This is a genomic window from Sphingomonas sp. PEI4, assembly GCF_056679955.1.
Genome location: NZ_CM155258.1, coordinates 2899976 through 2919432, shown reverse-complemented (window position 1 = coordinate 2919432; position 19457 = coordinate 2899976). Strand labels below are relative to the sequence as shown.

General features: G+C 59.4%; 15 protein-coding genes. 10 read left to right on the top strand and 5 right to left on the bottom strand.

What is annotated here, in order from left to right:
- Nucleotides 1-403: 403 nt before the first annotated feature.
- Nucleotides 404-1303, top strand: a complete 900-nt coding sequence (locus tag AC1MLZ_RS13555; protein WP_480958930.1) for a histidine kinase dimerization/phospho-acceptor domain-containing protein — start codon at nt 404-406, stop codon at nt 1301-1303.
- 542 nt (nt 1304-1845) lie between these two features.
- Nucleotides 1846-2502 carry a response regulator transcription factor gene (locus AC1MLZ_RS13550; RefSeq protein WP_480958929.1) on the top strand — a complete coding sequence of 219 codons (657 nt, stop codon included), beginning with the start codon at nt 1846-1848 and terminating at the stop codon, nt 2500-2502.
- A 420-nt stretch (nt 2503-2922) separates the two neighbouring features.
- Here AC1MLZ_RS13550 and AC1MLZ_RS13545 read toward each other — a convergent pair whose 3' ends face one another.
- From AC1MLZ_RS13545 to AC1MLZ_RS13535, 3 genes are all read right to left on the bottom strand, one after another.
- Nucleotides 2923-3225, bottom strand: coding sequence for an RNA polymerase sigma factor sigma-70 region 4 domain-containing protein (locus AC1MLZ_RS13545; RefSeq protein ID WP_480958928.1), 303 nt, complete (start codon nt 3223-3225; stop codon nt 2923-2925).
- Between the two features lie 516 nt (nt 3226-3741).
- Entirely contained in the window at nt 3742-4932 is a 1191-nt protein-coding gene (locus tag AC1MLZ_RS13540; protein WP_480958927.1) for an ATP-binding protein, read from the bottom strand.
- The gene (locus tag AC1MLZ_RS13535; protein WP_480958926.1) at nt 4919-5389 is read right to left on the bottom strand and encodes a response regulator transcription factor; all 471 of its coding nucleotides are present in this window, start codon (nt 5387-5389) and stop codon (nt 4919-4921) included. The genes AC1MLZ_RS13540 and AC1MLZ_RS13535 overlap by 14 nt, the downstream gene beginning before the upstream one ends.
- Before the next feature lie 584 nt (nt 5390-5973).
- Between AC1MLZ_RS13535 and AC1MLZ_RS13530 the strand changes: the two genes are divergently transcribed.
- The 5 genes from AC1MLZ_RS13530 to AC1MLZ_RS13510 all read left to right on the top strand — a co-directional run bounded on the left by AC1MLZ_RS13530 (nt 5974) and on the right by AC1MLZ_RS13510 (nt 11722).
- A complete protein-coding gene (locus AC1MLZ_RS13530) occupies nt 5974-6432 on the top strand; it encodes a CAP domain-containing protein (protein WP_480958925.1) in 459 nt (152 codons plus the stop codon).
- 263 nt (nt 6433-6695) lie between these two features.
- Nucleotides 6696-7139, top strand: a complete 444-nt coding sequence (locus AC1MLZ_RS13525) for a hypothetical protein (protein ID WP_480958924.1) — start codon at nt 6696-6698, stop codon at nt 7137-7139.
- Between the two features lie 291 nt (nt 7140-7430).
- Nucleotides 7431-9587, top strand: a complete 2157-nt coding sequence (locus AC1MLZ_RS13520; protein ID WP_480958923.1) for a putative bifunctional diguanylate cyclase/phosphodiesterase — start codon at nt 7431-7433, stop codon at nt 9585-9587.
- Nucleotides 9584-11362 (top strand): circadian clock protein KaiC, encoded by a 1779-nt coding sequence (gene kaiC / locus AC1MLZ_RS13515; RefSeq protein ID WP_480958922.1) that lies wholly within the window; start codon nt 9584-9586, stop codon nt 11360-11362. The genes AC1MLZ_RS13520 and kaiC overlap by 4 nt, the downstream gene beginning before the upstream one ends.
- A complete protein-coding gene (locus tag AC1MLZ_RS13510) occupies nt 11363-11722 on the top strand; it encodes a circadian clock KaiB family protein (RefSeq protein ID WP_480958921.1) in 360 nt (119 codons plus the stop codon). It abuts the gene before it with no gap.
- 92 nt (nt 11723-11814) lie between these two features.
- On the opposite strand, the gene AC1MLZ_RS13505 is transcribed toward AC1MLZ_RS13510, so the two are convergent.
- Complete coding sequence (locus tag AC1MLZ_RS13505; RefSeq protein ID WP_480958920.1) at nt 11815-13581, bottom strand: sensor domain-containing phosphodiesterase; 1767 nt, start codon at nt 13579-13581, stop codon at nt 11815-11817.
- A gap of 332 nt (nt 13582-13913) precedes the next feature.
- On the opposite strand from AC1MLZ_RS13505, the gene AC1MLZ_RS13500 reads away from it, so the two are divergent.
- On the top strand, nt 13914-15071 hold the full coding sequence (locus AC1MLZ_RS13500) for a tetratricopeptide repeat protein (protein ID WP_480958919.1): 1158 nt from the start codon (nt 13914-13916) through the stop codon (nt 15069-15071).
- Between the two features lie 748 nt (nt 15072-15819).
- Here the strand turns inward: AC1MLZ_RS13500 and AC1MLZ_RS13495 are convergent.
- Complete coding sequence (locus tag AC1MLZ_RS13495) at nt 15820-17133, bottom strand: cytochrome P450 (protein ID WP_480958918.1); 1314 nt, start codon at nt 17131-17133, stop codon at nt 15820-15822.
- A 96-nt stretch (nt 17134-17229) separates the two neighbouring features.
- Here AC1MLZ_RS13495 and AC1MLZ_RS13490 point away from each other — a divergent pair, with 96 nt between their 5' ends.
- The gene (locus AC1MLZ_RS13490; RefSeq protein WP_480958917.1) at nt 17230-18330 is read left to right on the top strand and encodes an SDR family oxidoreductase; all 1101 of its coding nucleotides are present in this window, start codon (nt 17230-17232) and stop codon (nt 18328-18330) included.
- Nucleotides 18331-18333: 3 nt separating this feature from the next.
- Nucleotides 18334-19419, top strand: coding sequence for an SDR family NAD(P)-dependent oxidoreductase (locus tag AC1MLZ_RS13485; RefSeq protein ID WP_480958916.1), 1086 nt, complete (start codon nt 18334-18336; stop codon nt 19417-19419).
- Nucleotides 19420-19457 lie beyond the last annotated feature (38 nt).

Below are 19457 nucleotides of genomic sequence, written 5' to 3'. Positions count from 1 at the left end.
CAATCCCGTCGTTACCGTAGAGCTGATAGAGGGTCGTCATGACCTTGGGAAAAGAAAGCGAACGCCACTCAGGAGGCTTCCATGCTTACTTTCTAATTGGCAAGTTATTGGCAAAATAGATATCGGGGTCGGCGGCGCGCATCACGTTACCTTTGACTGAAGATAATAGTTGGGTCAGCGCCTCATTGAGCGCAAAGGCATCCGGTATATACTATCCTACGTGGCGGTAATTGGGTGGCATGACCCAAGTTGAGAAACCTGTGGTATTTGACTGCCGGTTGGTCATAAGTGATCTCGACCCCCTCCGAATTTTGGCACTTCGCGAATTTGTAACGGCATTCCGAGTTATAGGCCAATGGCTCCGGATAGTGTTTGCCTGCTGACCTCTGACGATCGGTAGCTCATGAAGCGCGTGGCGATCTCTGCTCATAGCGGACGCGATGGCGAGGCATTGCTGAGGATCCTGGCCGTCGTCGGAATTCCCGGAATATTGGTTGAGTCCACGACGTTGCTGTCGGGGGTCGCAGAGGCGCAATACGTTGCTGCGCTTCTTACCGAGGAAGCAGTGCTCCGGTTTTCTGTCGATGACGTCGAGCGCGCGGTCGCTAACCAACCTGGGTGGTCAGACGTATCGTTCATCGTCTTGACCTCGCCGCGACCGCCGACCCTTCGACTCGAGTCACTTCTTGCGGTGTTCGGCAATGTCACCCAAGTAGAGCGTCCGGTTCAACCAAGTACACTGATCCGACTAGTGAAAACAGCAAAGCGCGCCCACGATCGGCAAGAAGATGCTCGACACTATTCAAGGGATCAGGAGCGTGTCGAACAGACCTTACGCGAAACCGTCAAGGATCTTGAGCAACAAGTTGCGGAGCACAAACGCGCCCTTGCCCTCATAAACGATCAAATCGTCCTGAAAATGGAAAAGCGCACCAGGACTCAGAACGCCATGGAGCGGATGCAGCCAGAACTGAACCATATCGCGCGAGCGAGTGCGATGGGTAACATGGCATCGACGATTGCGCACGAACTCAACCAGCCGTTATCAGCAGCGGTGAACTACATACGCGGTAGCAAGCGACTGCTGGAAGCTGGTTCCGTACCCATTTCGCCAACCATATCCGATGCCCTGGATTCGGCTGTGGAAAATGCTCACCGTGCAACGGAGATCATCCGGAATCTGCGCGCGATCGTGTCCAAGTACGACATATTGCAGGAAGAGGTAAACTTGTCGCAACTTGTGCGCGAGGCTTTGGACTTGGGCATGGCCGACGGGGCGGCCGAAGCGTCGGGCATACTCTAGATTTCGGTCGGAAGGCGGTCCTCATTGCCGATCGCATTCAGATGCAGCATGTGCTGACCGACCTGGTCCGCAATGCTATGGATGCGATGCACAGTCGGCCAAAGCGCGAAATCTTCTGACCCTTCGTCTGTCGGGGGGCGGATATGGTCGAGGTAACCGCCGCGACAGCGGGTCTAGGGTCTAGGGTCTAGCCAACTCCGGAGGCGCTCTCAGCGACTTTCTCGCGCGCTGCGACGACGAACGACGAAAGTTTGGGTACGGGTCTTTCAGTCACTAGGACGGCAATCGAAGCCTATGGCGGCACTATAGCGGGTTCGAACAGGTCGCCTAACTAAGACCCATATTGCTTCACTTTCCTGTCGAAATGATAAATTCTTTTACCTCAGACGATGAATTTATGTAACGGATAACTCTCGATCATAGATGCTGCCTCACCATTCTCGACAATTACGACATGTCTATAAGGTTGTCACGCCCAGCGCGAACGTCCACTGCGACTTACTTGTCGCACTACACCGCGCAAGGCATTTAAGGCTGTAGGTATGAACGCGCTAGACAATGTAAATCGGGGCGGTGAAGGGCCGGATAGTCCGCCCCTGAACACTGTTTATGTGATCGATGATAATGCTGAGATTCGCAAGTCACTGAACTTTATGCTTTATTCCTGCGGGATTACGAGTTGGCCGTTCTCCAGCGGAGGCGACTTCTTCGATCACCTTTCAGCCCTGAAGCCAGCGCCAATATTGCTCGACATCAGGATGGAGGGCATGGATGGGCTCGAAGTTCTAAGTGAGTTGGACGCTCGCGGGGTGAAATGGCCGGTTGTCGTCATGTCCGGACATGGTGACATCTCGATCGCAGTGCGGGCCATGAAGCTCGGCGCGATCGAGTTTCTTGAGAAACCCTTTGAACTGGAGGCACTCGAGGCGAGTGTGGCGCTCGCGCGAAACCATCTTGAAAAAGCCGTTACTGCTTTGGCGCAACAGGAGTCCGCGCAACGCCGCTTGGGAAAGCTGACTAGTCGCGAGAACGAGGTACTCAGAGCGCTAATGACCGGCGCTGCCAATAAGCAGGTTGCCTATCAGTTAGGCCTCAGTACGCGAACTATTGAGATTTACCGTGCGAATGCTCTTTCTAAGCTCAACATCAGAAGCATAGCAGAGGTCGTAGTTCTTTTTGCATCGGCCGATCAACGCTGAGACGGACACGGTCGAAGCTGAGCATCGTCAGACCGCTGATTCCCACCATTGCCTACGATTGGTAATATGATGGCGCGTGCGCCACGGGCGATAGGATCGCGCCCTGTGCACCAGTGTCGATGATCGCCCTCACGGTGACGCCATTGATACTGCTTGAAGTTTCGGAGAACCTCCTAGGCCTGTTCGTCAACGACCTCGCACACCGGCGCAACCGCTGGAGGGGAAATCAGCCTGAGTGCGAGCACGACGGATCCGAAATCTTGCCCGCGCGGTGACGGGAGCATTTTGGCAAGATATAGCCGGTCGCTAATAGATCAAGAGCAAGCAATGGCCCCGTGTTGTCGCTCGGTGACGGGAGAGCTAGTTGATAATCTAACTGACCGCACATCGTCTATATTTGAAACGAAGGCAGATTTATTACTAGTGGGCGCGCAGTGCCCGCCACTTTATAAGGCAAATGTCGATAGGGTGGGCACCGAAGTAGATAGCGATTTCGCTGATCGTAAGCCCTTCGATATAATGAAGACGAATGACCATTGCTTCATAGGTGAGCTTATCGAATCCGCAGTGAGGAAGTATATCCTCGTAGGGATCCAAACCGTATGAACGATCCCAGGCCGCGACCGAATTGTATGCCGCAGGAGGCGTGCTGATAGCGATGTCTGTTGCTATGCTCATCCGGAAGAATCCTAGGTTGATGGATTGTGAAGCCTTTCCGCGCATCAGTGCGTGCAAATATGGTTAGCAAAATCTAAACAGGTGCCGACAGTCGTGGGATCTACAATAGGGGAATTACTATAGTCGCGATGATGCAGTGGAACATCTCGGCCGCGAAGGCCGATGCTCTCGCGAAGCATCGCGCTGCACGACAAAACCCTTGCAAGATCCCCAATCAGCGCGGCTCGACGGCCGCCTCGCGGGCAGAGCGTTCGGCGGGCTGTGAGCGCTGTGAAAATCCGAGTTCCGAACTCAGGGTTTTTCCTCGGTTCTCAATAGCTTATCGCCAACGAAACAGGGAAAATACCACCGGGGCCGCAGAGAGTTCGATATCGAGATGGCTCGTGCCGCCTTCAAGTTAAGCAACAAGTCGTCTCGCTCGAGGAGGCGTATGGCGGTAACCTTTATGGGATCGCGTCTCTACGTGACGCGACGAGTCGGCGAGCGCCGTAAGGTGAACGGTCTTCGGCGCATGAGCGGGGGGGGGTGACGCGCGCGCGTGGTCCTTGCCAGCGCTGGAGTTCAATAAGGCCGATCGGCGGCCGGCAAAGCAAAGCGGAAATCGGTTCCGGCCTCATGATTGTCGGCTAGCCAGATTTTCCCCCCGTGCGCTTCGACGATCGTCCGACAAATGGACAGGCCAATCCCCATCCCTGCCTCCTTTGTCGTTATAAGTTCGGTGAAGAGACCTGCACGCCGCTCGATAGGTATCCCTGGCCCATTATCACGGATACTAACTTCAACGAATCCGTCTGCTTCTCGCGCAGAGATGAAGATGCCGCGATGATCAGTGGTGAGCAACGCTTCCATGGCATTGCGGACGAGGTTGATGATAACCTGTTGAATCTGAATACGATCGGCGGTGACGGTCAGCCCATCGATCCCTGGCTCGACACGACAGGTTATACCGGCGCTTTCCGCATCGACCAGCGCAATAAGGCTCGCATCGTGGATCAAGGACCCAAGGCCCTCGGGACGCCGGTCGACTATTCTCGACTTCACTAGGTCGCGCAGCCGAAGGACAACCTCACCGGCGCGCAGGGCATTTTGCTCTGCCGCCTCAAGTGCGAGGTCAAAGTTCGGTGGCGCATCGGATAACGCGGCCGCCGCCAGCCGCCGCCCCGCACGAACATAGTTCGCAATGGCGGCAAGCGGCTGATTGAGCTCGTGAGCGATTACCGTCGCAATTGTTCCCATCGCATTTTGCCGAGCGAGATGGATCAATTTATCTTCCGCGAGACGCAACCGCTCCTTGGTTCGCTGGAGCTCGGTCATGTCGATCATCACGCCGATCGCGCGGACTGCGTTGCGGGCTGTGTCAAAGATAAAATATCCACGGTCGCTGATGTCCGCAAAATTTCCATCCGATTTGCGAAATCGATATGCAGCGGAAATGCTTTTCTGGCCGCTTTCTATTGCGAGGGCGAAAGCGTTGAGCACAGCGGTTCGGTCGTCGGGATGGATATTGTTCTTCCACCATTCGATAGAGCGATCCTCGACTGAGTCGCTGTAGCCAAACAGGGTGGAGGCAACGTGATTGCGTTTCACCTCCCCCGAGCGGAGGTTCCAATCCCAAACCGCGTCGTCGGTAGCCTCACCGATCAAGCGGTACCGGAGCTGATAGTCATAAACTTCCGCCGTCAAGTTACGGCAACGCTCGGATTCTGCGGCTAGCTTCTGCTCGGTGGCGGCAAGCAGATCAGCGAGCGGCATCAAACGGCACACTTGAGGATATCGTATCGAACTCCGACACCGCTGCGAGTGCACTACGAACGGCGGCTTCAAGCGCTTCGGCTGAAAACGGCTTTTGGAGCAAGCCCATCGCCCCCAGCTCCAGGGCTCGGAGGACGACGGGGGCGTCGTTCAGCCCTGTCATAATCAATACTGGCCACTTGACGTTACGGGTCGCCAATTCCTCCAGGAGTTCGATTCCGCTCATACCGGGCATGGTGATGTCGAGCAGCACCGGTGCTGGTACCAGCGACGGCAACCGTTCGAGAAACGCCGCAGCACTCGAGAACGGGCGTATGGCAAGGTCGAACGTACCGAGGAGAAGAGTGAGCGACCGGCGTACTTCCTGGTGGTCGTCAATGACATACACATCCGTGGGGCCACAATTCAGAGCCGCACCGTCCTGTCCCGCCGCTTGAAAGTCGGAATGAGTGGTCACTAAGAGCTCCTGGCGACGGACGTCGTGCATGTTCCCGAGTCATCGCATTGTCAATCAAGGGTTCAGCAAGGTGCAGAAAGTGGCGGCGTTGGATAGGTCAGTTCGCGAGATGGTTAAGACGCAGGCTGACACAAGAACAGAGGTGCTTACCCTCTTTGCCTGCTCGGAACTGAGACGTCGGCCGCTTGACTCAAACCGAGCACCACGAGTGGCGACTCAGACACGGGTATGGGTCAAAACGGCAGAAATTAACGAAATCAACGACATAGCCGGATGAGCACCCACTCAATCGAGCCCCCATTCCTTGTAAAGAACAGCCTCGTCTGACTTGGACGTAATGGGTCTACAAAACGGCGCTAAGAGCCCAACCGCACCCCAGCGCAGATGCAAATCAACATAGTTAATATTGTGTAAAACTGCTGCTCAGCGCCAGTTCGTAATATTACTAATATATCGGTAACGCACGAGCAATCACCGCAAGGCAATTATACGCCTCCACTTAGGAGGAGTTCTGCGCCATGCTCTGCCGCCGGATAATACAGACCGCCCTGTCCGTCGTAATGCTGGGATCCTCGCCGCCAATAATGGGAAGCCAAACCCAGAGCGGAGCTTTCAACGAGCGCATCCTCGCTTCCCACAATCGCGAGCGTACGGCGATGGGGATCGCACCGTTGGTTTGGAACAGTCAACTACAGGACTCAGCACAGTACTGGGCTAATCATCTTGCCTCCACGGGCACGTTTGAGCACTCGGATGATGACTCCAGCGATCCAGCAGGGGAAAATCTCTGGGGAGGTACTAAAGGATATTATTCACCGGAAGCGATGGTGAACGGGTGGATCGAGGAAAAGCGCGCTTTCAAGCAAGGCGTTTTTCCCGACAATAGCACTACTGGCGATGTTTCCGACGTTGGGCACTACACGCAGGTAATGTGGCGAGACACCAATGAGGTTGGCTGCGGAAAAGCCGCTGGGCGAGGTCTGGATATTCTTGTGTGCCGCTACAAGAGCCCGGGAAACTACGAGGGTGAGCGACCTTTCTAAAATGCTGCCAGAAAGCGGTTGCGGAGTGAATTGGACGACTGAAACCGGTTCGGTCTTGGAGGGTTGCGACACCTTTTTCAAAGCGGCCGACGTAGAACCAAGTCACTCACAGGCAGCATGGCCGCGCGAATCTAGCTCACTGCATATCTACCTCAGCAGAGCAAGGTGCCCATAAAGCGACGCCCGCCTTCAACAGTTCTGCTGTCGATAACCATCAATACTACCAATCTCACACCCTTGTACATCGCGAGGTCAGCATTGCCATGTTCAAACATCTTATTGCTGGGGCCGCGGCGTCATTGCTCGCGCTCGTTCCACATCCCTCATCCGCCCAGCAGCTCGTCCTTCCCGGTTCGCTGCTACTAGCCGGGTACCGCGCTACTTGTGGTCCGGTCGATACGGTGATTCAGCCAATCAATGATATCGCGGCGGCCTATCGGGGCCGAATTATTCTTCATCCCCGCGTCTTCAATCTACCCCGCGCTCAGCAACTCTTCTGGTACACGCATGAATGCGCGCATCAGATTTTTGGGCCGGGCGAAGCCGCGGCGGATTGCTGGGCTGTCCAGCAGGGCAAGCTCCAAGGCTGGCTGCCGCGTGACGAATTGACGATGCTCAACAGATCGATGGATCAATTCCCTGGCGATGAGACCCACGCCAGTGGTTCGGCCCGTGTCGCGCATATGGAAAAATGTTATTCGACCTGATGTGGTTGGTCTACCTTTGACCTCGTACGGGTTGCAGCATCTTGCTGCATCAGTTGCAGAGAGCCTTTGTGGCGATTATTATCATTCGTTCTTTAGGCGTTGCAGGTTGCCAACCATTCGGCATACGCTGCCCGTCTTCGGGATGCCTCTGTGCTAAAGAGAAAAGAAAGTGTTCGTGATTGTCGGAGATTTTCAGATTTGTCTTTGCCCCCCTGTAACTATCCAAATCTTATCTGATGATAATACCATTCCGATTGACACGCTCGCCGGTAGCGAATCGTGCATGACAGGGTGAGTATTTCAGAACGTGCAGCCTTAGCCGCTCTGGGGGCGACATCCTGCTCCATTCTTATCACGGATGCGGTCGGGGACGATCAGCCGATCATCTTTGCGAATGCTGCGTTCACCGCGCTTTCCGGATATTCGCTTGAGGAGGTAATGGGCCAGAACTGTCGATTTCTGCAGGGGCCCGACACAGATAGCCTGGTTTGCGACGACATCCGCGCGGCAATTGCTGCCGGGACGGGCATCCAGCGCACCATCCTGAACTACCGCAAAGACGGGACGCCGTTCTGGAACGATGTGACCGTCGACCCGGTACGCGACGGATCTGGGCGCGTTACCCATTATATTGGCGTACAGCACGTCGCTGACACGGCACAAATCACCGCGGCAGCACAGGCGGAGGCAGATACTAGGCTTGCCAGCATAGCAAATAACATCCCCGGCTATGTGTATCGCCGGATCATGCGCACGGACGGCTCGATCGAGGTTCTCTATATCAGCCCTTCGTTGCGTCGATTGCTTGGCATTGGGGACGCGGAAGTCGGAACAGCATTTTACGACCATGTCCACCCCGATGACCATGCTGAGTTGTTCGCTGCGGTCCGTAATTCGGCCGCCAACTTATCGATTTTCCGAGAGGAGTTCAGGCTCATTTCGGCTGACGGCGCCACGCATTGGATGCGTAGCGACGCGCCACCACGGCGAATGTCAAACGGCGATACCGTATGGGACGGCCTCGCGATCGAGATCGCCGCCGAGAAGAGATGGGAAAGCGAGATCGCGAACCAGGCTCTTCGTGACCCGCTGACGGGCCTTCTCACGCGAGCCGCGTGGCGTAAGGCGCTCGAGCTGCAGGTGGACGATAGCGGGCGCCAAACCAGCCGGTGCGGGATTCTGTATATCGACATCGAGGCGTTCGGCGCCCTCAACGATCGACTGGGCCAAACGCTTGCCGACGCCGTACTGTGCGAGACCGCGCAAAGGCTTGGCAAAATTGCCACTGGCTTTGCAGGTACCGCCGCTCGCCTCGGAGGCGACGAATTCGCCGTGCTAATCCCGGACTGCGGTACCGAAGACGCCCTGGCGAACGCAGCACGCTCCACAGTCGTTTCACTTACAGCATCAATCCACGTTGGCGGACAAGACGTTGCCATCCGGACCTATGTAGGTGCGGCGCTGGAGGAGAATATCCAGCCCGGGGGAGCCCCCGAACGATATGACGCGGGCGAACTGATAAAACGGGCGGAACTTGCCTTGCGATGGGCAAAGCAAGCGGGCCCCGGTACGCCAGTCGCCTACTCCAGCGAGCGGGATGATCGCTTTCGAAACCAGAATGTCCTGGCGCACTCGCTCGAACACGCGATCGCAAACGACGAATTGGAGTTGCACTACCAGCCACTGGTCGATCTGGCCTCCGGCGACATCGTTTCGGCCGAGGCGCTGGTGCGATGGCGTCACCCCACACTGGACATGCAGCGTCCTGATCTATTCATCCCACTGGCCGAGAAAATGGGTCTGATAGGGCAACTCGGGCACTGGGTACTCGCGCGCGCGATGTGCCAGCACCGAAGCTGGCAGGATGCCGGCCTCGCCCCGCCGCCGATTGCGATCAACGTCTCGGGTATCCAGCTGCTCGACCCCGATTTTATCGCTTTGGTTGAGGACGCCCTACGATCAAGTGGCGCAAGTGCGAAAGACTTCGAGATCGAACTGACCGAGGGCGTGCTGATTGAGCCATCGCCCCAGATCATGGCATCCCTGAACGCGCTACGAACGATGGGTTTCACCCTAACGATCGACGATTTCGGCAGTGGTCATGCCACGTTTCGCTACTTGCGTGACTTCCCAATCGACAAGCTCAAAATCGATCAGATCTTTGTCCGCAAGCTGGTGCTCGAGTCTACCGACGCGCTGATTATTCGCGCAATCATCTCGCTTGCGCGCAGCATGGGGCTAGCTTTGGTTGCCGAGGGGATCGAAACAGAAATGCAGCGCGATTTCTTGCACCGTGAGGGTTGCGTGATCGGACAAGGCTATCTCTTCAGCATGCCGCTGCTGCCTGAGGATTTTGCCTGGATGCTCTCGAACGGCGTTCGGTTGCCGCTAGGCGAACTGAGTGTTGCTCCAGAACGCCGACTCAGTTCAGAAGGTCAGACAATATGACGTCCATGCCAGAGCCGGCTCACGCGTTGGATGACTCCAGCGCGCAGCCCGTCAAAAAAGTCATTACCGGCATACAGGGCTTTGACGAGATTAGTGGCGGCGGGCTGCCGCGAGGGCGGCTTACCGCGATCATCGGCGCGGCCGGGGCCGGTAAAACCGTCTTTGCACTTCAGACTTTAATGAACCGCCTTGTCGACCTTGGTGAGCCTTGCATCTTCGTCACGTTTGAGGAGCCGATCGACCGCATCCGCAGCAACGTCGCATCGTTTGACTGGTGCGTCGAAGCGCTGGACGAAGGCCGGTTCTTCTTCATCGACGCGCGGATCCCGGAAAATGCCGTGGTTACAGGCGCCTTCGACCTTGAAGGCTTACTCGCTGGCTTGACCGCGTTGAAGGAGGAGATCGGCGCCTGCAACGTCGTGTTCGACGGCATCGACATGCTGCTGAGCAGCTTGCACGACGAGAGGCTCGAGCGGCAGGAATTGCTGCGGCTCGATAGCTGGATCCGTCGATCAGACGTCTCGGCGATCGTCACCGTCAAGACATTCGGCGCGGGTGATCGCGATCAGATCCGCGCAGATTTCCTGCAATACATGACCGACTGCCTGATCATCCTTGCCGAGACTGTTACCGCCACCGGATCGTCACGCGCAATCCGTATCGCCAAATATCGCGGCTCGGGCTTTGCCGCCAACCCGGTCCCCGTGGTGATCGGCCCATCGGGAATCGATGTCATCGCCTTCAAGGGCGCACGTGTCGCCTATCCGATGTTCACTGACCGTGTGTCGTCGGGCGTCGGACGGCTCGATGCGCTGCTCAACGGCGGCTATCTGCGCGGTAGCAGCACGCTGATTTCAGGTTCACCCGGAACATCAAAAACCAGCCTGGGCGCAAGTTTCGCAGTTGCTTCGTGCGCGCGCGGCGATCGCGCGTTGCTCATCAGCTTCGACGAGAGCGTGGCGCAGATCGTCGCCAACATGACATCAATCGGCATTGATATGGCACCGCACGTCGACACCGGGCTGTTGACCATTGCTTCGTTCCTGTCCGGCGGACGCAGCCCGGAAGAACATTTCATCGAGATCCGCAAGCTGATCAAGGCACAGAAACCCGACTGCTTGGTGATCGATCCGATTTCGGCCTTGCCTAAGGCGGACTATCCCTTTTCAGCGATGATCTGCGAGAACCTGCTCGATACCGCGAAGTCGCTCGGTATCACCGTGCTGTGCACGTCCTTGCTCGATCAGGCGGCGGGCGACGCAGAGCTTTCGGAAAGCCAGATCTCGACGATCGCCGATACCTGGATCCACGTTTCGTACGTTGCCCGCGACGGCGAGCGCAACCGCGCGCTGACGATCATCAAGTCGCGCGGCACAGGCCATTCCAACCAGGTGCGCGAACTGGTGCTGGACGCTTCCGGAATCGATCTGGTCGACGTCTATGTCGCCGAGGGCGAGGTGCTGATGGGCAGTGCGCGTGCCCAAAAAGAGGCAGAAGCGGAACGCCTGCACGTGCTGGGCGACATCGCTGCGGAGCGGCAGAGGCTCGACCTCGAACGCGAACTCGCTGAAGCGCATGCGCGCGTCCATGCAGCGACGTTGGAACTGTCTTGGAAACAACGGGAGGCAGACCTGGTCAGGGTCGCGGAGAAAAGCCGCGTCGAGGTCGGCCGGGTGTCGGCGATCGAGCGGCTTGGCCTGCGGCGCTCCGGGGATGACAGCCTCGTTCCCGATGTTCTCAGCGGTGCCCCTGTTGACCTTGGCGTGGATAAGTAAGTGACCCTGAACGACATCACCCCTCGCGGTCCGTCATCCCCAGCCAGCCTTGCGCCCGGAACGATCGTCGCCCGTCTGCGACTGTACATCGCGCGCTCGACACCGAATTCGGTTCGCGCTCAGCACAATCTTGCCATTGCCCTTGAAGGGATGAAGGGCGCGCTATCGCCAGAGCTGGAGATAATAGACGTCTTTTCACAGCCCAAGCGCGCGATCATCGATGGCGTGGTCGTGACCCCGACCCTCATTGCAACCGCGGCTGCCAAACGCGTAGTGCTCATGGGCGATTTGGCAGATCAGGATCATCTACAACGCACACTTCAAGATTTTCTGGAAATCAACGACCCGGCAGATCGCTAGAAGCCACGGCAATGCCAGCAGCATCGTCGACGGATGCCGCCGACGACAATCAGCAACGGTATCGAACGATAGCTGGGGCTGCAGTTACCCGATCAGGCAGCCGCCGGTAACAAGCTATAGCTTTGGATCCATCGCTCAAAGTCCGGCAACTCCATGGGGCGAGCGAAGTAGTAGCCTTGGCCCTCGTCGCAGCCCATTTCTGTCAGCATCTCCGCCGCTTCTGCTGTCTCGATACCCTCGGCAACCACACGGTACCCCAGCTCGTGCGATAGCGAAATCATCGAGCGCACCAGGGTCTGCTCCCGCTCACCCTTGGCGAGATCGCGGACGAACGTCTGATCGATCTTTACGACCTGCGCCGGGAGGCGCTGGAGGTAGGCAAGGCTACTGTAGCCCGTGCCGAAATCGTCAATTGCGATACGAACCCCAGCGGCTTCCAGCGTGGCAAGCTGACCGATTGCCTGGCCGGAGTTATCCATAATGGCGCTCTCGGTCACTTCGAGCTCGAGCATCGCAGCGGGAACGCTGTGCTTGAGAAGATAGAGTTGAACGCGTTGCGCGAAGTCCCTCTCGTCGAGATTTGCAGCCGAGATGTTGATCGAAAGCTGGATGCCAATCCCTGCCGCGCACCAGGTGCCAAGCTGCTTCAGGCCGGCATCGAGCACCCAGGCGGTCGTCGGGCGCGCCAGCGAAGTCTGTTCCAGGATCGGGATGAACTCGCCTGGTGAGACCTCGCCCAGCACGGGATGCGCCCAGCGAAGCAGGGCCTCCGCGCCGACGCACGTGCGCGTGACGAGATCTACCCGCGGCTGGAAGACCAGCCGCAGCTGACCGGCCTGATCGAGCGCCGGTCCAAAATCGTTGAGAAGCCGGAACCTGCGACGGTGTGCACTATCCTTCGACGCCGAGTAGACGCTGACCGCCGTCTCGGCCGTCCGCGCCTCCAGTGCTGCGCTGTGAGCTGTTCGCAAAACGTCGCGTGACGATGTTTGACCAGTCACGAAGGGCGCCAGACCGATCGCCGCGGACATAACGAAGCGTGCTTGCGATCCGGCGCGAAGCTGGTCCAGCAGCGCTCCAAGCTCCGCTACGTAGGCATCCTCGTCAACATCGGGGCGAGCAAGAAAGGCGAACTGCGTGGCTGCGACGTGGTAGGCTGTGCGAGACGAACCCAGAATGGCCCTGAGTGCAAGGGTGGCTTCCTGCACCATGTCGTCAACGTAGCTGGAACCCATGACGCGGGCACCCGCATTGAGTTGCTCGGCGCGGGCGAGGTCCAAGAGCACCGCCAGCCTGCGCCGACCGGGATCGTCTCTGCCCAGATCGTCGAGGTCGTCGAGGAACTGCGTCCGGTTTGGCAGTCCGCTGAGCGGATCGACACGGCCAAAGGCGTGCTGAAGCTCGATCTGCGACATGACCATTTGCGCCAGATCGTTCAGCGCCGCCATCTCGGCTGGCGAAGCCGTTCTTGGCTCCATGCCGAGTACGCACAATGCACCCAGGCCAAAGCCATCCCGAGTAACGAGCGGGGCGCCGGCATAGAAGCGCACTCCCTGCCCAGCCAGAACGCTGCTCCGATAACAATCGTCCGCGAGGAGGTCAGGGATCAGGACGACCTCGGCACTCTCGGCCACGCGCGCACAGGGTGCCTTATCGCGCGGGATAGACATATGCTCCACGCCTACGCGGGACTTGAACCACTGCCTGTCGTGATCGGTTAGGGAGACCGCGGATATGGGCAGGCCAAAGATCTGACTTGCCATCCGGGTGATCCGGTCGAAGCTCTCGGTCGGCGGAGTATCAAGCAGGTTGAGCTTATACAAGGCGTCGAGACGCGCTTCCTCATCAAGGTTGGCCATATGATGGATATTAGGCGGAGGAACCAAACACGCGGTTACCTGAAGTGGTAAATTTCGCGGCTTCCTGCGGTGTTACTATGTTCCTGATGGGAACAGCAATTCCGTTCTGAAGGCTTGGAGTCCCATTTCTCGATCTCAATCGGGAAAGGCGTGGCGGCCAAACGCGGTCGCGGTGAGCGGGCGCACCACACGCATTTTGGAATTCTGCCGGCCGAGAAACGCCCGATTGCTACGTTGCAGCGGGCGGCAAGCCCTGCCAATCGCGCACCTATCTGCGGACAGATTGCGCGAGCTATTGCGCGAGTAAGATCGGTCAGTCAGCATCACGGTCTATGTTCGATGCTGTTCCCGTCAAAGTCTGGCTACTGCTTCTCATCGGGGCGATCGCTTGGATGCCAATGCGCTACGCCCTTCGGCACGTTGCATGGTCGCCATCAAGGCGCGACATCACGCAGTCTGCGGAAGACCTCAGCTGGAGGTCACCGACCGCGTTGATAAAGAACAGCGCGATCCTGATCGGCTTGGCGGCGCTCGCAATCTTCATTTTCACGGACGCCGCTGCCGAATTCGCGCGATCGCCGAGCTTCATGCCGATCCTGTTGGTCGGTTTTGGTGCCATCGCGCTTTGGTGGGTCGTCAAGGGTGTGATGACGGGCAGCGTCGAGCCTATGGTCCGCGGAGCGAGTTGGCGGTTTGATCGCACTGAGCAGCCGAAACGTTACTGGGCCTCCATGGCATGGAACGCGCTGCTCGCGGCGTTCATGCTCGTCTTCGGCGTGCAGTCGCTTGTCGACGCTCCAGTTCAGGCGCTTCGTGACCGCTGCCATGATTGGAAAAACGAGCGCACGCCGCAGGACGAGATAGCGGCCTGTGATCGATTGCTAGCCGATCATGCGGAAGACGACCGGTCCGGCGTGATCGCCTCGCGCGGATCGGCCTACTACCGTGCAGGCAATTACAGTCGCGCCGGCCTGGACTACACAAACGCGATCCGCCTCAACCCGCAAGACAGTTCGTCTCACTACAATCTCGGGCTCGTACATGCGCAGCTCGGCGACCATCGACAGGCCCTCGCGGACTACAGCGCGGCAATCGGCATTGACCCGGAGAATGTCGAAGCCTTGCAGAACCGCGGCCTCATTCACCTGGACTCGGGCAGGTTTGATCAGGCAATCGCCGACTTCACCGACGCGTACAAACTGCAGCCCACAAACGCGATCACGCTCGCCAGTCGCGGCGTTGCTTACGCTTGGAAGAACGATCGCGCACGCGCCGAGCAGGACTTCGCGGTCATCAGGAAGAGCGATCCATCCAACCTGACTCTGCTGCATGGGGAGGCCCTTCTTGCCATGGCGCGCGGCGAAACGGATGAAGCGATCCGGCTTTTCGGCAAGGCGATCGCTCAAGATCCTAATGACGCTTGGGCACTTTCGATGAGAGCTAAGGCGTATCAGCGTTTGGGAGATCGCCAGAAAAACGTCCGCAACTGACGCGACCTGCCTGACGCCAGACACATGATAGCCGACATCCCCCCCCGGCAAAGAGAACGATGAAATCAGACTCTGCTCACCCCTGTCCGGTGAAAAAGTGGATCGCGAGCGACAGTGAACCGGACTCCGACGAAGGCGATCTCCATGCAGGCTCATCCTCTCAAGAGTTGGAACCTCCGACAAGCCCGGCGTGGTTCATGGGCAAGGCGGCGCTGGCCTGCCTGACCATTGTGAGGATTTAAGGCCTAACGCGTGCTGGTCGCTTTCCACTATGATTGGGTCGTCCTCGTCGCATACGGTCGGACAGGCATTCAATCGCTCCCGTGCGCACGAGGCTAACTCTAGTAAGCCATCCCAAGCATGTTGAGCTGGTGCCGATTCTCTGGCTGACGCCACTGTTTCCTCAACGCCAAAGATCCGATGACGCCTGCGATGGCGTGTCATGCAGAAGGGCATCTTGTCTGGTTCAGCGCCGGTGGCGACCCGCTGCCGTTGCCCGCTCCAACGTCGCCTAGCCGAAACCCGACCGCGTGCTGTCGATGCACGACATCACCCTTCACGCGTTGCGCGAGGGCGACCACTTCGCCTACCGACCTGACGACCAAGGGCGCCGTGACCGCAATTCTCCTCAGAGTTGAACAGCTTAGCTACTGGCGTGGCTTTGCGCTGGAAGACAATGGGCGGCTCATGCATCCTTTGCGCTGCGACCCAAGTCGGACATCCACCAACCAGTCTCCGTGTTCTCCGATCAATTCGCGAGGCGCACGTGGAGCACGAGCGAGAACTGGTCGAACGTTGCCGGGAGCTGGTCAGGGTCGATCCGGCGTGAAGGTGGCAGTGCGAACCGGTGCCCATCCAGCATCGCGGCCAGCGTGTTGCTAGCGAGCAGCAGAACGAGATTCTTCGCAGGGCATTCGCCCGGCCCGGCACTGAACGGGATCAGCGGCCATACCGCCGGATCACCGTCGAGCCACGCGTCGGGCGCGAACCGGTGCGCGAAGGGGAGACGCTCGTCGTCGCGGTGCAGGAACGGTGCGTGGATGAGAACGCCGGTATCCTTCGGCATCATGCTGCCGTTCCAGTCGGTGGCCCGGTCGCTCTGTCGCAGGATCGCCGGAGTGGTCGGCCACAGCCGCACCGATTCGAGCAGGCATGCGCGCAGGAACGGCATCTCTGGTACGGCGTCGTCACGGGCACGTTCCATGAGCCGGTCGGTGGACGCGAGGACGGCAAGCGCGCGGAACGTGGCGATACCCGCCGCATCGAAGGCGAACAGCCATTGCCCCACTTGGTCCTCCGCCGCGGCCCGACTTGTTGCATGCGCCGCGAGGCGCTCGGCCAGCGTTCCTGGCGCCGGCGCGTGAAGATAGGCGGCGACACGTGACAGGAAGCGCGCGCGCAACGCGCGTCTTTTGGGATGAAGGAACGCCCAATTGCCGGCGCTGCGCAACCGGATCAGCATGTCCGTCAACGCCTGATCGTCCGCGGCGTGATCGCCGAACAGGCATCGACGGGCGATGCGGAACCAGTGATCCTTGAAGGCGCCCCAGCCGAGTTCGCCCGTCTCACCGCTCATCTGCAGCAAGGCGGCGATCTCCTCCGCGATGATATCCTGGAACCGCGGCGCAAGCGAATGGATCGGGCGATTGCTTTCGAGTGCCCGGTCGTTGAGCGCGCGCCGCTCGGTACGTGCCGTACCGCGCGAAATCAACGAACCTTTCGGCTCGAAATGCGCGAGCGTCGCGTGTTTCTCGCTGCTGTCCGTCTCGAACGGCTCGGGTGTTTCGGCGAGCACGCGGCGGACATGGTCGGGCGACAGCAGCACAGCTTGCTCGCGGCCGGGCAGGCGCAGCATCACCGGGCCATCGCCGTATCGGCGACGCAGTCGCTGGAGCAGGGCCACCGCGGATCGCTCGATGCCGGTTGCGTGCAATACGCCGACGACCCACGGGCGCCGAACCATGACGCCTTTCGCGACGAGCGGCCCGCCGACGACGGCCAGTACCGCGGCAGTCTCCATGGCGGTCAGCCGCACCAATTCGTCAGGCAAAGTATTTGTCATGATCTCTGAACTCTCGAAGGCCGACTTCGTTGACGGCAAAACGAGCTTTTTCTTATTTTAGCTCAAGTATTTAACCTAGATTTATGAGGTTGTTCCATGACTTTGAAGCCTTTGTCCGAACAGACGATCATCATCACCGGTGCAAGCAGTGGCATAGGACTGGTGACGGCCCGGATGGCGGCGAAGGCCGGTGCTGCAGTCATCGCCGCCGCGCGAAACGAAGAAGCGCTTCGTGCGCTGGTTGATGAGATCCGGGGCGCCGGTGGCCGCGCCGCCTTTGTCATCTGCGACGTAGGCAACGAGGCGGATGTCGCGCGCGTCGTCGATGTCGCGGTGGCTGAGTTCGGCGGGTTCGACACCTGGGTCAATAATGCCGGCATCTCGATCTTCGGCAGACTGTGGGATGTGCCGATGCCGGAATGGCGCCGCATGTTCGACACGGTGTACTGGGGTACGGTCTATGGCTCGCTTGCTGCGGTCCGGCACTTCCGCGATGCCGATAAACCCGGCGCGATCGTCAACATCGGCAGTTTCTTCGGCGACAAGGCGCCGGCGGTGCAAAGCACTTACGCGTCCGCCAAGTTCGCGTTGCACGGCTTTACCGGGTCGCTGCGGCAGGAGGTGGAGCATGAGGGCTGGCCGGTTTCGGTCTCGCTGATCCATCCTGGGCGGATCGACACGCCGTACAACGAACATGCGGGCAATTTCATGCCGATGCAGCCTGTCCACCGCGGCATGATCTACCCGCCCGAGGCCGTAGCGGAGGCGATCCTCTGGTGCGCTGCGCATCCCAAGCGCGACATGTTCGTCGGCAGCCAGGCGAAGTTCGCCGCCGTGCTCGGCGCGGTGGCGCCGCGCTTCACCGATCGTGTGATGGAGACGCTGATGTACACGTCGCAACAGTCGCGAACCCGCAAGGCAAGCGGCGATCACCGGCGGGCGTTGTTCGAGGCCGGCTATGGCGGGCACGAACGTGGCACGCACGAGCCGCATTTGATGCGCGGCGGCAGCCTGTACGTGAAGGCGACCAAGCGCCCGGCACTGACCGCGGCCGTGATGCTGGGGGGCGGTGCGCTGGCCTGGAGACTGTTGCGCGGCCGTGACACGCAGGATTCCTTGCCGCCTCCCCAGGCTGGCGACATGGCGCAGATCTCGACCGGCAACGGCATCGACGTCGCCCAGTCGGATGGAGCCTGAACAGTGCGCCGCCGGGCCCACATGCTACTTGCCCCCGCAGTTCTGGCTGCGCTCTCGCTCGGCGGGTGCGCCACCTCAACGCATCTCGCACGGAGCGAACTGTCGCGGGTCGCCGGACGCACCTATGTGATCGTCGGCGCATCGAGCGGGTTTGGTCAGGGTGCCGCACTTCGGCTGGGGGCGTTGCGCGCCAACGTCGTCCTGGCAGCACGGCGGACCGATCTGCTGGAGGAGGTTGCCGCCAAGGTGCGCGCAGGCGGCGGGCAGGCACTGGTCGTCACTACCGACGTTGCCGATCCCGCGCAGGTCGAGGCGCTGGCTAATGCGGCGACGGCGCGTTTTGGCCGCATCGATGTGTGGATGAACATCGCCGGGGTCGGCGCGACGGGACGCTTCTGGGACGTGCCGGTCGCGGATTATTCGCGCATCGTCGACGTGAACCTGAAGGGCGTGATCTATGGCAGCCATGCCGCTGTGCGGCGCTTCCTGATCCAAGGCCAAGGCACCCTGGTGAACATGGGATCGGTCGAAAGCGAGATCCCACTTGCCTATCACGGCACCTACGCGGCAACGAAGGCTGGCGTGCTAAGCCTCGGCCGGTCGCTCAACGAGGAACTTCGCCACGCCGGGCACGGCAAGACGATAAAGGTGGCGACCGTCATGCCCTGGGCGGTCGATACGCCCTTCTTCCAGCACACTGCCAACTATAGCGGCCATACCGACCGCATGGCGATGATGGATGGGCCGGAGAAGGTCGTGCAGGCGCTGGTCTGGGTTTCGCTCCATCCGCGCGAAGAACTGCCGGTGGGATGGAAGGCAAAGGCCGCCTCCTCGGCACACCACATCTTCCCCGACCTGACCGAGCGGATCTCGGCCAACATTCACCGCGCCGAGATCAGTCGGGGCACGCCGCTGGCACCCACTGCGGGTTCGGTCCACCGGCCCGTCCCGGAAGGCCGCAGCGTCGAAGGCGGCGTGCGTGACAGAATGCAACGGGAAGACGCGGCGGCGAAGGCTGGCACCCCACCACCTGCCCTACCGACTACCGCCTTCTCGCCCACGCCCGCCAAGCTAGAGGAGCCACGTTGAGGCGATGCCCTACGATCTCTGTGTAACGATCGTCGGTA

Excerpts from the sequence above, each read along its gene's own strand:
- AC1MLZ_RS13495 (WP_480958918.1), bottom strand. The coding sequence starts at position 17,133 with ATGACAAATACTTTGCCTGACGAATTGGTGCGGCTGACCGCCATGGAG.
- AC1MLZ_RS13505 (WP_480958920.1), bottom strand. The coding sequence starts at position 13,581 with ATGGCCAACCTTGATGAGGAAGCGCGTCTCGACGCCTTGTATAAGCTC.
- AC1MLZ_RS13545 (WP_480958928.1), bottom strand. The coding sequence starts at position 3,225 with ATGCGCGGAAAGGCTTCACAATCCATCAACCTAGGATTCTTCCGGATG.
- AC1MLZ_RS13550 (WP_480958929.1), top strand. The coding sequence starts at position 1,846 with ATGAACGCGCTAGACAATGTAAATCGGGGCGGTGAAGGGCCGGATAGT.
- AC1MLZ_RS13500 (WP_480958919.1), top strand. The coding sequence starts at position 13,914 with ATGTTCGATGCTGTTCCCGTCAAAGTCTGGCTACTGCTTCTCATCGGG.
- AC1MLZ_RS13530 (WP_480958925.1), top strand. The coding sequence starts at position 5,974 with ATGGGAAGCCAAACCCAGAGCGGAGCTTTCAACGAGCGCATCCTCGCT.
- AC1MLZ_RS13555 (WP_480958930.1), top strand. The coding sequence starts at position 404 with ATGAAGCGCGTGGCGATCTCTGCTCATAGCGGACGCGATGGCGAGGCA.
- AC1MLZ_RS13540 (WP_480958927.1), bottom strand. The coding sequence starts at position 4,932 with ATGCCGCTCGCTGATCTGCTTGCCGCCACCGAGCAGAAGCTAGCCGCA.
- AC1MLZ_RS13525 (WP_480958924.1), top strand. The coding sequence starts at position 6,696 with ATGTTCAAACATCTTATTGCTGGGGCCGCGGCGTCATTGCTCGCGCTC.
- kaiC (WP_480958922.1), top strand. The coding sequence starts at position 9,584 with ATGACGTCCATGCCAGAGCCGGCTCACGCGTTGGATGACTCCAGCGCG.
- AC1MLZ_RS13490 (WP_480958917.1), top strand. The coding sequence starts at position 17,230 with ATGACTTTGAAGCCTTTGTCCGAACAGACGATCATCATCACCGGTGCA.